Below are 13801 nucleotides of genomic sequence, written 5' to 3'. Positions count from 1 at the left end.
GGTACGCCAAGCTACGAGGATGCCACCATGTCCCGCCCCCTGATCGCCGCTTTGCTACTGACCCTCCCCGCCACTGCTCCGGCCCAGACCATTACCCCCACCACCGAAACCGCAACCCGGCCGGTCCCGCTCCACATCGGCGGCCGCGTCGTCCCCACCGGCGCCGGCTACCAACGCCAATGGCCCGGCACCTATCTCGACGCCGCGTTCAGGGGGCGCGCCGTCGACCTGAATATCGGCCCCGGCGACGTATCGCTGCGCATCATCCTCGACGGCGGCGCCCCGGTCGCACTGGTCCGCCCCAAACCCGACCGCTACCGCATCACCGCGCCGACCGCCGGCCGCCACCGCCTGCGCATCGCCGTGGTCAGCGAATCGCAGGCCGGCGCGACCACCCTCGGCGGCCTCTTCGCCCCGACCGGCACCACGCCCCTGCCGGCCCCGAAAGCCGCCGCCCGCCGCATCGAGTTCATCGGCGACTCGCACACCGTCGGCTATGGCAACACCTCGACCAGCCGCGACTGTACCGAGGCGCAGGTGTGGGAAACCACCGACACGTCGCAGGGGATCGCCGGCCGTCTCGGCCAACGCTACGCCGCCGACACCTGCGTCAACGCCATTTCCGGGCGCGGCATCGTCCGCAACTATGGCGGTTTCGCCGCGCCGACCGTGCCGCAGGCCTATCCCTATGCGCTGTTCGACGCGAAGACGCCCGCCGATGACGCGAACTGGCGTCCGCAGGTCATCGTCATCGCGCTCGGCACCAACGACTTCTCGACCCCGCTCAAACCCGGCGAACGCTGGGCCGACCGCGCCGCGCTGCACGCCGATTACGAGGCGCGCTATGTCGCCTTCGTCCAAAGCCTGCGCCGTCGCGACCCGAACGCCTTCTTCGTGCTATGGGCAACCGACCTCGCCGATGGCGAAATCACCCGCGAAGTACAGCAGGTCGCGACCAAGCTCCGCGCCACCGGCGAAACCCGCCTCGCGGTCGTGCCGGTCACCGGCCTCAATTTCGGCGGCTGCCACTATCACCCCGACCTCACCGATGACGCCAAGATCGCCGCCGCGATCGGCAGCGCGATCGATGCGCGGCCGGATGTATGGAAACGTCGCTGACCCAATCGTCGCCCCAGCGAAGGCTGGGGCCTCGCGAGGCTCGATCGAACCGGCCAAATCAGGGCAGCAAACGTACCATCACCACCCCATGCGGCGCGACCTCCGCCGCATAGCGCCCAGCCAGCCGCCCCAGATCGCGATGCGCCCAAAGGTCGCGCGCCTTCAGCCGCACCGACGCGGGCAAGCCCAGCGCGGTCCACTCCGCCGTGATCCGCGCCGGCGCCTCGCCGCGGTTCCACAACAGCAACACCCGCCCGCCATCGGCCATCGGCTTGACCCACACCTCGCTGGTGCCGTCGCGCGACACCCGGTGACCCTGCTGGCCAAGCGTATCCTGATCGACCGCGATCACCTCGCGATTGAGCAGGATGTCGCGCGTGGCCTGTGACATGGTGGCGACGTCGTTGCCGGCGATAAGTGGCGCCGCCATCAAGGCCCAGAGCGAGAAATGCGCCCGATATTCGGCGTCGGTCAGCCCGCCATTGCCAACTTCGAGCATGTCGGGGTCGTTCCAATGCCCCGGACCGGCATAGGGCCAGAGCGGTTCGTTCATGTCGACGATCGACGCCACGCCCCAGCTATGGCCGTGCCGGCCGACCCATTTGTCGGTGATGTCGCCGGTCGTGCGCCACATGTTGCCGATCTTCGACGCCCATAGCCATGGCCGCGAATTCCCCCATTCGCACAGCGAAAACAAGATGTTGCGTCCGCTCGCCTTCAACGCGTCCGCCATGGTGGCATAGGCTTCCTCGGCATTGCGCACGCCGGTCGAGCACCAGTCATATTTCAAATAATCGACGCCCCAGCGCGCATATTGGATCGCGTCCTGATATTCATGCCCCTGGCTGCCCGGCCGCCCGCCGCACGTCTTGGTGCCCGCGTCCGAATAGATGCCGAACTTTAATCCCTTGGCATGGATATAGTCGCCCAGCGCCTTCAACCCGCTCGGGAAGCGCTGCCGGTCCTCGGTGATGAAGCCATTGGCGTCGCGGCTGCCATGCCAGCAATCGTCGATGACGACATATTCGTAGCCCGCTTGTCGCATTCCGTTCGCCGCGATCGCATCGGCGGTGGCGCGGATCACCTGTTCGTTGACGTTGCAGGCGAATTTATTCCAGCTGTTCCAACCCATTGGCGGCGTCACCGCCAGTCCGTTGGCCATCCGCTTCGGATCCTTGGACGGCGCCAGGAAATTGGGATCGGTATCCAGCACCTCCTGCGCCACGGCCGGCTGCACCGCAAACAGCGCCGCAAGCAGCAGTGCGACGATCCGCCATACCATTCCCAACCTCCCAATAATAATTTCGCTATTTGTCATATTAATTATTGGTTGGAGTCAACCGCTACGTGGCACCTTCGCCAACTTCCGACGATTGCCCCCTCTGTGCGCCTATGCCAAAAGCAATAAAATTACACGCGGATGAGTCGGCATCAGACCGGCCGCCGCGACCGACAGGAGAGCATATGCGGGTCATCGATCATGTGATCGCGGGCGGTTCGGCCAATGCGGACGGTGCGACCGGCGCCGTCTTCGACCCCAATCGCGGCGAGGTACAGGCGCATGTTCGCCTCGGCACGGCGGCCGATCTCGACCGCGCGGTCATGGCCGCACAGGCGGCGCAACCCGGCTGGGCCGCGACCAATCCCCAGAAGCGCGCCCGCGTCCTGTTCGCGTTCAAGCAACTGGTCGAGTCCAACATGGACTCGCTCGCCGAACTCCTGTCGAGCGAGCATGGCAAGGTCGTCGCCGATGCCCGGGGCGATATCCAGCGCGGCCTCGACGTCATCGAATTCGCCTGCGGCGTACCGCATCTGCTCAAGGGCGATTACACGCAGGGCGCCGGCCCCGGCATCGACGTCTATTCGATGCGGCAACCCATCGGCATCGGCGCGGGCATCACCCCGTTCAATTTCCCGGCGATGATCCCGATGTGGATGTTCGGCGTCGCCATCGCCTGCGGCAACGCCTTCATCCTGAAGCCCAGCGAACGCGATCCGTCGGTGCCGGTGCGCCTTGCCGAACTGCTGCTCGAAGCGGGCGCTCCCGACGGCATCCTGCAGGTCGTGCATGGCGACAAGACGGTGGTCGATGCGATCCTCGACCATCCGGCGATCGGCGCGGTCAGCTTCGTCGGGTCGAGCGACATCGCGCATTATGTCTACAAACGCGGCGTCGCGGCCGGCAAGCGCGTGCAGGCAATGGGCGGGGCCAAGAACCACGGCATCGTCATGCCCGACGCCGATCTCGATCAGGTCGTCGCCGACCTTGCCGGTGCGGCCTTCGGTTCGGCGGGCGAGCGCTGCATGGCGCTGCCGGTGGTGGTGCCGGTCGGCGACAAGACCGCCGACCGCTTGCGCGAAAAGCTGATCCCCGCGATCGAGGCGCTACGTGTCGGCGTATCGACCGATCCCGATGCGCATTACGGCCCGGTGGTAAATGCTCAGCACAAGGCGCGGGTCGAGGGCTGGATCGCCAAGGGTGTCGACGAAGGTGCCGAACTGGTCGTCGACGGGCGCGGGTTCAGCCTACAGGGGCATGAGCGCGGCTTCTTCATCGGCCCGACGCTGTTCGATCATGTGACGCCGCAGATGGAATCCTATCGCGAGGAAATCTTCGGTCCCGTGCTCCAGATCGTCCGCGCGCCCGATTTCGAAAGCGCCGTCCGCCTGCCGAGCGAACATCAATACGGCAACGGCGTCGCGATCTTCACGCGCAACGGCCATGCCGCGCGCGAATTCGCCGCGCGCGTCAACGTGGGTATGGTCGGCATCAACGTGCCGATCCCCGTGCCGGTCGCCTATCACAGTTTCGGCGGGTGGAAGCGCAGCGCGTTCGGCGACGTGAACCAGCATGGCGAGGAAGGCGTGCGCTTCTGGACCAAGGTGAAGACGATCACCCAACGCTGGCCCGACGGATCGGCGCTGGGCACCCAGGCCGAGGATGGTGGTGCTGCCCGAATGCAGGACGCGTTCGTCATTCCGACGATGGGGTGATCGGTATGAAGCGGTGGCTGGTGGCGGTTCTGGCGGCGTTGCTGGTGGCGATGCCGGCCGAAGCCCAGAAACGGATCGCTCTGACGTTCGACGACGCGCCGCGTGCGCGCGGGCCGTTCCTGACGCCCGAGGAGCGTACGGCCCGCATCATCGCGGGCTTGCGCAAGGCGAAGGTGCGGCAGGCGGCATTCTTCGTCGTGCCCGGTAACCTTGCCGCTCCCGACGGCGCGGGCGGGGAGCAGCGGATTGCCGCCTATGTCGCCGCCGGCCATGTGATCGCCAATCACAGCTTCACCCATCCGGCGCTGAAATCGATGACGGCGCAAGCCTATCTGGCCGATATCGACCGGGCGGGGGATTGGCTGAAGGGGCGGCGCGGGCTGCGGCCATGGTATCGCTTCCCGTTCCTCGACGAAGGTGGCACCGACAAGACGAAGCGCGACGCGGTCCGCACCGGGCTGGCCGCACGCGGGCTGTCGAACGGCTATGTCACGGTCGACGGATCGGACTGGAATATCGAGAACCTGACCACGCAAGCGCGCAAGGCCGGCAAGCCGATCGACATGGCCGGCTTACGCGACCTGTATGTCGAGACGCATGTCGAGTCCGCCGAATTCGCCGATCGTCTGGCCGAACAGGCACTGGGACGGCGGCCGGTGCAGGTGATGCTGCTGCACGAAACCGACCTTGCCGCCTATTGGATCGCCGATCTGGTCGCGGCGCTGCGGGCGAAGGGCTGGACTATCGTGACCGCCGATGCCGCCTATCGCGATCCGATCGCGAAGCTGCATCCCGATACGCTATCGGCACAGGGCAATTTGCTGGAAGCGGTTGCGTGGGAGAAGGGGGTGCCGGCACCGCGCTGGTACGAACGCAATACGCTATCGATCGCCGATCCGCTGTTCCGGCAGCGCGTGTTGCATGAGGGCAAATGATGGTGCGTCGGCATAGCGCTTCAGCGTCCCCCTACGAAGCGACGATCGGTTTCGCGCGCGCCTTGCGCGTGGGCGACCGGATCTTCGTGTCGGGCACCGCGCCGGTCGAACCGGATGGCAGCAGCACGCCAGGCGACGCCGCCGCGCAGGCCCAGCGCTGCTTCGCCATCATTGCGCAGGCGATCGCGCAACTGGGCGGCCGGATCGATGATGTCGTCCGCACCCGCATGTACCTGATCGATCCGGCCGATGCCGAGGCGGTGGGGCAGGTACATGGGAAATTGTTCGGCAACGTGCGGCCCGCCGCGACGATGCTGGTGGTGGCCGCACTTCTCCGTCCCGAATGGCGGGTGGAGATCGAGGCCGAAGCGATAGTGGAGAGTGAAGCGTGAACCCGTTCGATCTGACCGACGACCAGCGTGAGATTCAGGAACTGGCGCGTCGCTTTACCGCCGACGCGATCACCCCCCATGCCGCCGAATGGGACGAGAAGCACATCTTCCCGCGCGACACGATCAAGCAGGCGGCGGAACTGGGCTTTGCCGCCATCTACGTGTCCGAGGAATCGGGTGGGATCGGACTCGGCCGCATGGAATCGGCGCTGATCATGGAGGCGATGGCCTATGGCTGTCCGTCGACATCCGCCTTCATCTCGATCCACAATATGGCGGCGTGGATGCTCGACGCATTCGGCTCGGCCGAACTGAAGGCGCGCTTCCTCCCCGACCTCGTGACGATGGACAAGCTCGCCAGCTACTGCCTGACCGAGCCGTCCTCGGGATCGGACGCGGCGGCGCTGAAGACCAAGGCGGTGCGCGACGGCGACGACTATATCGTCACCGGCACCAAGCAGTTCATTTCGGGCGCAGGCGACAACGACGTCTACCTCGTGATGGTCCGCACCGGCGGCGACGGGCCGAAGGGCATTTCGTGCCTGCTGATCGAGCGGGACATGCCCGGCGTCTCGTTCGGCGCGAACGAACGCAAGCTGGGCTGGCATTCGCAGCCGACGCGGGCGGTCATCCTCGATTCCGTCCGCGTGCCCGCCGCCAATTTGGTCGGGGCCGAGGGGCAGGGCTTTTCGATCGCGATGCAGGGGCTGGACGGCGGGCGCTTGAACATCGGCGCCTGTTCGCTAGGCGGGGCGCAGCGCTGCCTCGACGAGGCGATCACTTATACCAAGGCGCGCCAGCAGTTCGGCAAGGCCGTAGCCGTTTTCCAGAACACGCAGTTCACGTTGGCCGACATGGCGACCGAATTGGAGGCGGCACGCGCGCTGCTCTACACCGCCGCTGCCAAGGTGACCGCGAACGCCCCCGACAAGACGCGCTTCGCCGCGATGGCGAAACGCTTCGCCACCGACACCGGATCGAAGGTGGTCGATCAGGCGCTGCAGCTGCATGGCGGCTATGGCTATCTGATGGACTATCCGATCGAACGCTTCTGGCGCGACCTGCGGGTGCATTCGATTCTGGAAGGAACGAACCAGGTGATGCGGATGATCGTGGGGCGGGAGCTGGTGAAGTGAAGATCCTCCCGGGCACGGGGAGGGGGACCATGCGCAGCATGGTGGAGGGGGGCGTCCTGCTCCGCCAAGGCTACGATTGCGGCACGCCCCCTCCACCAGCTTCGCTGGTCCCCCTCCCCGCCAGCGGGGAGGATTTGGGGTGATCCTTACCTCTGTCGACAACCATCTCGGTCGCATTCGGCTCGACCGACCCAAAGCCCTCCATGCGCTCAACCTCGACATGTGCGAGGCGATGCTCGCCGCGCTGGAGGCATGGCGCGACGACCTGTCGGTCCATGCGATCCTGATCGATCACGCCCAGGGACGCGGCTTTTGCGCGGGCGGCGACATCCGCCTGATCGCCGACAGCAGCGCCGGTGACGGCGCGGCGGCACGCGCCTTCTTCGCGACCGAATATCGGCTGAACCACCGGCTGTTCACCTATGCCAAGCCGACCATCGCGGTCATGGACGGGGTGACGATGGGCGGCGGCGTCGGCATTTCGCAGCCGTGCAAGGTCCGCGTTGCGACCGAGAACACCCGTTTCGCCATGCCCGAAACCGCGATCGGCCTGTTCCCCGATGTCGGCGGCGGCTGGTATTTGTCGCGGCTGCCGGGCCGGATCGGGCAATATCTGGCGCTGACCGGCGCGCGGCTGGACGGGAGCGAGATGCTGGCGCTCGGCCTCGCGACGCATCTGTTGCCGGCCGGCGCGCTGGACGACATCAAGCGTGCCATCGCCGCCGATCCGCTCGCGACCGAGACGATCCTGGCCGACCACGCGACCACGCCCGGCGAAGCGGCAATCCTGACGCAGCGCGAGGCGATCGACCGCCTGTTCGCAAGCGACGATTTCGAGGAAATCCTGTCGGCGTTGGAAGCCGACGGATCGGACTGGGCGAGCACGCAACTGGCGACGCTGCACCAGCGTTCGCCGCTGTCGTGCAAGGTGTCGTTGAAACTGCTGCTCGACGGCAAGACCATGCCGACCTTCGAAGACGAGATGCGGCAGGAATATGCGGTCGTCACCCGCATCGTCCAGCGGCCCGACATCGTCGAGGGGGTCCGCGCGGTGATCGTCGACAAGGATCACGCGCCGAAATGGAACCCGGCAACGCCGGACGCGGTCAGCGATCATATGATCGACCGGATCTTCGCACCGCTCGGCGAAGCGGACGAATGGCAGCCATATTGATTGGGGAATAGCATGCCCGACTATCAAACCATCCTGGTCGAGAAGCGCGACGCGGTGACGCTGGTGACGCTCAACCGGCCGCAGGCGTTGAACGCGCTGAATGCGCAGATCCTGTCCGAATTGCTCGATGCGATGCGGGCGTTCGATGCCGATGCGGGGCAGGGCTGCGTGGTCATCACCGGATCGGCCAAGGCGTTCGCCGCCGGGGCGGATATCAAGGAGATGCAGGAAATGGACTTCGCCGCCATGTATGGCGGCGACCATTTCAGCGGCTGGGACGCCTTCACCCGCACCCGCAAGCCGGTCATCGCCGCCGTTGCCGGTTTCGCGCTGGGCGGTGGCTGCGAGCTGGCGATGATGTGCGACTTCATCTTGGCCGCCGATACCGCGAAGTTCGGTCAGCCCGAGATCAAGCTGGGCGTGACGCCGGGCATGGGCGGATCGCAACGGCTGGCGCGCGCGGTGGGCAAGGCCAAGGCGATGGAGATGTGCCTGACCGGTCGCATGATCGGCGCTGAGGAGGCCGAGCGCTGCGGCCTAGTCGCGCGGATCGTCCCCGCCGACGCTCTGGTCGAGGAGGCGGTGAAGACTGCCGCGACCATCGCCGCCATGGCGCCGCTGGCGGTCAAGGCGAACAAGGAAATGGTCAACGCCGCGTTCGATACGACCTTGGCGCAAGGGGTCCAGTTCGAAAGGCGCCTATTCCACGGCCTGTTCGGCACGGCCGACCAGAAGGAAGGCATGACCGCCTTCGTCGAAAAGCGGCCCGGCAACTGGGCCGGGCGGTAGGAGAGACCAGCATGGCACGGATCGGCTTCATCGGTCTCGGCAATATGGGCGGCGGCATGGCGGCCAATCTGGCGAAGGCGGGGCATGACGTCCGCGCCTTCGACCTGTCCGCCGACGCGCTGGCGCGGGCGAAGGCGGCGGGGTGCCTGCCGGTCGCCGATGCGATCGAGGCGGCGAGCGGCGCACAGGCAGTCGTGACGATGCTGCCCGCCGGCACGCATGTCGCGCAAATCTATGCCGAGGCATTGTTCGATGTCGTCGATACCGGCGCGGTGCTGATCGATTGTTCGACGATCGACGTCGATACCGCAAGACAGGTGGCCGAAGCCGCCCGTGCGAAAGGGTTGCAGGCGGTCGACGCACCGGTATCGGGCGGGATCGCCGCCGCCAATGCCGGCGCATTGACCTTCATGGTCGGTGGCAGCGCGGCGGCGTTCGCCAAGGCTGCGCCGTTCCTCGAGGATATGGGCAAGGCGGTGATCCATGCCGGTGCGAACGGTGCGGGGCAGGCGGCGAAGATGTGCAACAACATGCTGCTCGGTGCATCGATGATCGCGACCTGTGAAGTCTTTGCGCTGGCCGAGAAGCTGGGCCTGGACGCGCAGACCTTTTACGACATCTCGTCGGTCAGTTCGGGGCAATGCTGGTCGATGACCAGCTATTGCCCGGTGGCGGGCGTCGGCCCGGAAACGCCCGCCGATCGCGGGTTCCAGGGCGGGTTCGCCGCCGCGCTGATGCTCAAGGACCTCCGCCTCGCCATGCAGGCGGCGGCCGCGGCGGGGGCCGACACCCCGATGGGCGCACGGGCGGCGGAACTCTATGCCCGCTTCGTCGAGGAAGGCCATGCCGCGACCGATTTCTCGGGAATCATCCAGACGTTGCGATAGCAGCGGCTTGACGGGGAAGCGTCGATCCGCTTGGAACGCGCCTTCCCCCACGCGGACGTGGCGAAATCGGTAGACGCAGCGGACTTAAAATCCGCTTCCCTTTGGGAGTGCGGGTTCGACCCCCGCCGTCCGTAGGCCCGCTTTTCAGCCATTTTTGGCGTTAAGCGGCTCGATCGTGGAGGGTGGTTTGGGTAACCAGTGGTAATTCCGGTGTAATCGACTCGGAGAGGCAAGCGTCGAGCGCACTGATGGCGTTGTCGATGTGGGTACCGTGGATGTGAACGTAGCGCATGACCATAAGCAGCGTTTTGTGTCCGCTAATTTTTTGGATCGTCGGTAGGTCAACGCCTGCCTGCACCACCCGGGTGATAGCCGTATGTCGCATGACGTGCGGTGTGACCCGTCGCGGGGATAGGCCCGCGCGCTCCACGGCCCGTTTGAACTGCTTTGCCATACTAAGGCGATGCGTTGCGTCTGCGCCCTTGCGCTGCGACGGGAAGACCCATCCTGCCTTGTCCGTCGCTCGCTCGCGTGCAGCGGCAATATGGGCGGCGAGGTTTGGCGTAATGGGTTGTACGCGCGCTCCTGCTTTTGCCCTCGCAAGGTAAATTCGCCGAGCGTCAAAATCGATCTGATCGTACCGGACGCGTAGAATTTCGCCGTGTCGCATTGCTGCGCCCAAGCCAAATTCAACAAACAGGTGGAGCAGTCCGTCTTGATCCCCGATCGCGGCATTCCGTAGGGACGCTGCATCCGCGTCGCTAAGGACAGTAATTGCCTTGGGCGGCTCCGCACCCTTGGACACTACCGGAGCATCCTCCGCCTTGATCCACTTCCATTCAATCATGCGTTTGAAGAGGTGTGAAAGGGTGGCAAGTTCGCGGTTCACCGTCGCCTGTGCAGCACCAGTGGACGTGCGATCCCGCACATAGCTTTGCACCATTTGCGTGGTGATCTTGTCCGCCCGGTGCTTGCGGAATGCTGGGATCAAATGCGTGACAAGCTGTCGGCGCTTCGCAGGCAGGTTCTTCCCGGTGCCTTGTTCCAACCGTTGAAGGTAGCCCGTGGCGGCTTCCTCAAACATGCGGTGCGTCTTTCGACCTGTCGGCAAACGAAGGCGATCTTCCCGGGCGCGGGTGCGAAACACTTCGATAGCGTCCTCCGCCTGCTTACGAGTGACCCCCTCGCTTGCCTTCCCAATGGCGTGGTGAATCCGACGCCCGTCCACCATGATATTTACGGCGAACCGGACATCGCCGCCCCTCAACCCGGTCACTGTGATGCCGTGTTCGTTGATGGATGCACCTGCCGTCAGCCGTTTGATTTCCGGTCGTGTGAGGCGAGTAAATTTGAGAGACACACCATGCTCCTTTCGTAGGCCATGATGTCGATGGTGCTTGGGGAGTCAATGATTCGAATACACCGTACTTCTCGTAAATTACTTTCTGGTACGAAAACAAATAAATTTGACTCGGCGAAGCGTGAAAATCACAGTAATTTCAAATTCATAAATTTTAGACTTTCTAAATTCTTGCAGGACAGCAAATTAGAATCCAGCAAGTGCTTGACGAGGCAAGGATTGAGCATATTTTGTTGCTCTCGATTAACGGAGGAGCGGGGTATGCCTAAAATCGGTCTGGGAGACGCTGTAAAGGGCGTCGAAGGTCGCCTGACGCGAGCGGAGGCTGCACAATATCTTGGCGTCGCCCAATCGACGTTAGCTGACTGGCATCGGCGAGGCATTGGTCCAGCGAGCCTTAAGGTCGGAGGGCGGCGCTTTTACCGGCTATCCGCGCTTAAAGCGTTCATCGGACAGCGGGAATGAACTTTCTATTGCAGATTAGAATATGCTGAATGGTCATAAGTATCGTTCAAGGTGATTGAAAAATTCACAGCGTGAGTTTGTATGTTCCCTTGACCGAAACTGCGTAAGGTATGTTTCTGACGCCATATGTCTTTAGAAATAGTAACGGTAAAGTGCCTTGCTCCGTCCTATATTTGATTTTTTTATTAAGTTACTTGTCGTGCGGATTATCACAAATCTTTATATATGTAAAATAGTGATAAAATGGCTGCTTATGTTAACGAATGCATTATAATAGGTTCACAACAGTAAATATAATTTAAGATATGGGTAGTTAGTTATTATTGGATTGTCTTTTCCTATGGCTCGATAGCAAAGACAAACTTAATTAGTATACATAGAAAAAAACACCAACCAGTCACAACACCCCCCCCCGCTCAACCCTTTTCCCTTTTCCCATTATAGTATCGATTTGAGAACGGTTCATTCATGCCGACCTCAAAGCGATGCTGCTCGCGTTGGATCGAAGAATGAAAGAGACTGAAAGCGAAAAGCTTAAGGCGCGCGTACTTTCGATGATGGCTAATCTTGGCAAGGGCGTGCCTAGCGTTCGTCCCGGTGTGGAGCGCACGACCGATGACGATGCCTCCCCCGGCAAAGGCAGGAGCGATGACGACGGCCTATTTATGGCGCTAATGCATGAACCTTACTCGGATGCTGCTAAGGCCTTTGTCGGAAAGCTAGTCGCAGGCTTTCAGCAGTCGAACCGTGGGGCAAAAGGTCCGGCGCAAAGGGCGCTCGGCATCATCGTTGCCGATTTGATGCGTGCAGCGAATGAAAGCCCCGATGCATACCTTTACCGGTCTATTGGGGCTACGACGTTTGCTGACGGCGTCGTGCGCTATGGACCGTTCAAGAAGGCATATAGGGCGTTAGTCGAGCAAGGGATGCTAACTGTCGAGCCGGGGCGGATGGATTTTGCTATTGGCTTCAAGGGCAAGGCTACTCGCTTCCACCCGACGAAGGCGTTCTTTGATCTGGCGAAGGCCTACGGGATTGATGGTAGCGATTTCCAGGCGCACTTCCGTCATGCTCCGCTCTGTTCGGATATCGGTCACTTAATTCAACTGCGCGCATCGACAAAGCGGCGACCCGGAGTATTCGGACACAAGATCGTCGGTAAAAAGATGAAGGTTGATCACGAAAATCCAAAGGTCACGGCGTTTGCGCGACAGGTGGACGAGATCAACGCGGTGATTGCCAGTGCTACTATCAGTGCTGTCCACATCAGCTTCCGGCGTATCTTCAACCAAGGCGACCTAGCTGGCGTAGATTACGACAGGGGCGGGCGGCTTTTCTCGATCGGCGGCGGCTATCAACAATTGAGTGGCGACGAGCGTTCGAAGATGACGATTGACGGTGAACGCGTCGTTGAGTTGGATATTTCGTCAAGCCATCTAACCATCGCCATGGCGAGGCTGGGTTTGCCTGTACCCGCTACTGGTGACCTGTATGCGGTCCCCGGTGTTCCGCGCGCGATCGTAAAGCTTTACGTGAATGCGTCGTTGGGAAACGGCAAGCCGCTGGGTAATTGGCCTAGCGACGCTATCAAGGACTATGCTCGCGACGGAACGAAGGCAAAGCCTAACAGGCTGAAAGATGGCGTTCTCGCCGAGGGAGGCGCGTATACCGGAAAACTCGGTAGCGACTGGCCCATCAAGCTGATGAAGAAGTCAGTGCTTCCGTATTTTCCGGCACTCGATAAGATCGGCAGCGAGGGCATCAATTGGGGCATTTTGCAGTTTGAGGAAAGCCAAGCTGTTGTCGATGCTGTCCACGAACTATGCACTGTCCACGGTGTGGTCGCGTTACCGGTGCATGATTCGATTATTTGTAAGCAATCCGATGCGGCGATCGCTTATGATGTCCTGTCCCGCTGTTTTGAACGACGGATCGGCGTAAAGCCGAAGCTTAAGTCGAAGTGAGGTTGGGGGCCAGGGTTATATGCCCGCTATGCCCCGTAAATGGCACCTACAGAGCCAAGTTGCAATTTTGGCTACTAAGTAGCCAATGACTCCGGCGTGTGCTGTACGGGCTTCTACGGGGCTTCTAGCGGTATTCAATCCCATAGTATCTATAGTAAGGGTGATGCACTTGATCCGTACTCCATGGAACATCCGGCCCGGTGAGAGGATCGCATCAATGTGCCGTCGTCAGGTCGGACTACAATGACTGAAAAGACGTTTTTTTCTAAGGGTTCGTCATTTCTATAAGGTCACGTTCGACTATTGATTAGCGCGATATCGGTACTTCCGATAATAGCGTTCCGGCATCGAGGTCTAACGCTCGGGCGATGTCAATGAATTCGACCGCATCCAGCCGCCTCTCCCCGATTTCGTACCGGCTGACGAACTGCTGATGCCTGCCAAGAAGCTTGGCAAGCGCAGTCTGACTAAACCCGGCTGCCTTCCGGGCGTCGACCAGCCGCGCGACCAGCGCCCGATAGCGGGTATCGGCAAAGCCTTTGTTCCGGGATGATGGTTTCGCCGCCATTCGGCGGCAGTCGCAGCT

At 62.4% G+C, this 13801-nt stretch carries 13 protein-coding genes and 1 tRNA gene; 11 read left to right on the top strand and 3 right to left on the bottom strand.

What is annotated here, in order from left to right; genetic code table 11:
* The first annotated feature begins 27 nt into the window (after positions 1–27).
* Complete coding sequence (locus ACTHQV_RS17770) at positions 28–1119, top strand: GDSL-type esterase/lipase family protein (RefSeq protein WP_440492073.1); 1092 nt, start codon at positions 28–30, stop codon at positions 1117–1119.
* Positions 1120–1177: 58 nt separating this feature from the next.
* Here ACTHQV_RS17770 and ACTHQV_RS17765 read toward each other — a convergent pair whose 3' ends face one another.
* Positions 1178–2401 (bottom strand): glycoside hydrolase family 27 protein, encoded by a 1224-nt coding sequence (locus tag ACTHQV_RS17765; RefSeq protein ID WP_440492072.1) that lies wholly within the window; start codon positions 2399–2401, stop codon positions 1178–1180.
* 182 nt (positions 2402–2583) lie between these two features.
* Between ACTHQV_RS17765 and ACTHQV_RS17760 the strand changes: the two genes are divergently transcribed.
* The 8 genes from ACTHQV_RS17760 (at position 2584) to ACTHQV_RS17725 (ending at position 9560) form a co-directional block, all read left to right on the top strand.
* Positions 2584–4113 (top strand): CoA-acylating methylmalonate-semialdehyde dehydrogenase, encoded by a 1530-nt coding sequence (locus ACTHQV_RS17760; RefSeq protein WP_440492071.1) that lies wholly within the window; start codon positions 2584–2586, stop codon positions 4111–4113.
* 5 nt (positions 4114–4118) lie between these two features.
* A complete protein-coding gene (locus ACTHQV_RS17755; protein WP_440492070.1) occupies positions 4119–5048 on the top strand; it encodes a polysaccharide deacetylase family protein in 930 nt (309 codons plus the stop codon).
* The gene (locus ACTHQV_RS17750) at positions 5048–5440 is read left to right on the top strand and encodes a RidA family protein (protein ID WP_440492069.1); all 393 of its coding nucleotides are present in this window, start codon (positions 5048–5050) and stop codon (positions 5438–5440) included. The genes ACTHQV_RS17755 and ACTHQV_RS17750 overlap by 1 nt, the downstream gene beginning before the upstream one ends.
* Positions 5437–6576 carry an acyl-CoA dehydrogenase family protein gene (locus ACTHQV_RS17745; protein WP_440492068.1) on the top strand — a complete coding sequence of 380 codons (1140 nt, stop codon included), beginning with the start codon at positions 5437–5439 and terminating at the stop codon, positions 6574–6576. The genes ACTHQV_RS17750 and ACTHQV_RS17745 overlap by 4 nt, the downstream gene beginning before the upstream one ends.
* Before the next feature lie 139 nt (positions 6577–6715).
* Positions 6716–7750 carry an enoyl-CoA hydratase/isomerase family protein gene (locus ACTHQV_RS17740; protein WP_440492067.1) on the top strand — a complete coding sequence of 345 codons (1035 nt, stop codon included), beginning with the start codon at positions 6716–6718 and terminating at the stop codon, positions 7748–7750.
* 12 nt (positions 7751–7762) lie between these two features.
* Entirely contained in the window at positions 7763–8539 is a 777-nt protein-coding gene (locus ACTHQV_RS17735) for an enoyl-CoA hydratase (RefSeq protein WP_440492066.1), read from the top strand.
* 11 nt (positions 8540–8550) lie between these two features.
* Entirely contained in the window at positions 8551–9426 is an 876-nt protein-coding gene (mmsB, locus tag ACTHQV_RS17730) for a 3-hydroxyisobutyrate dehydrogenase (protein WP_440492065.1), read from the top strand.
* A gap of 51 nt (positions 9427–9477) precedes the next feature.
* A tRNA-Leu gene (locus ACTHQV_RS17725) sits at positions 9478–9560 on the top strand.
* 26 nt (positions 9561–9586) lie between these two features.
* On the opposite strand, the gene ACTHQV_RS17720 is transcribed toward ACTHQV_RS17725, so the two are convergent.
* Positions 9587–10786, bottom strand: coding sequence for a tyrosine-type recombinase/integrase (locus ACTHQV_RS17720; RefSeq protein ID WP_440492064.1), 1200 nt, complete (start codon positions 10784–10786; stop codon positions 9587–9589).
* Between the two features lie 21 nt (positions 10787–10807).
* On the opposite strand from ACTHQV_RS17720, the gene ACTHQV_RS17715 reads away from it, so the two are divergent.
* Together ACTHQV_RS17715 and ACTHQV_RS17710 are read left to right on the top strand one after the other, a co-directional pair.
* Positions 10808–11251, top strand: coding sequence for a helix-turn-helix transcriptional regulator (locus ACTHQV_RS17715; RefSeq protein ID WP_440492063.1), 444 nt, complete (start codon positions 10808–10810; stop codon positions 11249–11251).
* Between the two features lie 485 nt (positions 11252–11736).
* Complete coding sequence (locus tag ACTHQV_RS17710) at positions 11737–13215, top strand: hypothetical protein (RefSeq protein WP_440492062.1); 1479 nt, start codon at positions 11737–11739, stop codon at positions 13213–13215.
* A gap of 307 nt (positions 13216–13522) precedes the next feature.
* Here ACTHQV_RS17710 and ACTHQV_RS17705 read toward each other — a convergent pair whose 3' ends face one another.
* Positions 13523–13783 carry a helix-turn-helix domain-containing protein gene (locus ACTHQV_RS17705; protein WP_440492061.1) on the bottom strand — a complete coding sequence of 87 codons (261 nt, stop codon included), beginning with the start codon at positions 13781–13783 and terminating at the stop codon, positions 13523–13525.
* Positions 13784–13801: the final 18 nt, after the last annotated feature.

Source organism: Sphingomonas sp. SAFR-052, assembly GCF_051965015.1.
GTDB lineage: Bacteria > Pseudomonadota > Alphaproteobacteria > Sphingomonadales > Sphingomonadaceae > Sphingomonas.
Note: the sequence above shows the minus strand (reverse complement) of the source record. Positions and strands in the feature narration are given on the sequence as shown.

Excerpts from the sequence above, each read along its gene's own strand:
- mmsB (WP_440492065.1), top strand. The coding sequence starts at position 8,551 with ATGGCACGGATCGGCTTCATCGGTCTCGGCAATATGGGCGGCGGCATG.
- ACTHQV_RS17735 (WP_440492066.1), top strand. The coding sequence starts at position 7,763 with ATGCCCGACTATCAAACCATCCTGGTCGAGAAGCGCGACGCGGTGACG.
- ACTHQV_RS17765 (WP_440492072.1), bottom strand. The coding sequence starts at position 2,401 with ATGGTATGGCGGATCGTCGCACTGCTGCTTGCGGCGCTGTTTGCGGTG.
- ACTHQV_RS17710 (WP_440492062.1), top strand. The coding sequence starts at position 11,737 with ATGCTGCTCGCGTTGGATCGAAGAATGAAAGAGACTGAAAGCGAAAAG.
- ACTHQV_RS17770 (WP_440492073.1), top strand. The coding sequence starts at position 28 with ATGTCCCGCCCCCTGATCGCCGCTTTGCTACTGACCCTCCCCGCCACT.
- ACTHQV_RS17760 (WP_440492071.1), top strand. The coding sequence starts at position 2,584 with ATGCGGGTCATCGATCATGTGATCGCGGGCGGTTCGGCCAATGCGGAC.
- ACTHQV_RS17755 (WP_440492070.1), top strand. The coding sequence starts at position 4,119 with ATGAAGCGGTGGCTGGTGGCGGTTCTGGCGGCGTTGCTGGTGGCGATG.
- ACTHQV_RS17715 (WP_440492063.1), top strand. The coding sequence starts at position 10,808 with ATGATGTCGATGGTGCTTGGGGAGTCAATGATTCGAATACACCGTACT.
- ACTHQV_RS17705 (WP_440492061.1), bottom strand. The coding sequence starts at position 13,783 with ATGGCGGCGAAACCATCATCCCGGAACAAAGGCTTTGCCGATACCCGC.
- ACTHQV_RS17750 (WP_440492069.1), top strand. The coding sequence starts at position 5,048 with ATGGTGCGTCGGCATAGCGCTTCAGCGTCCCCCTACGAAGCGACGATC.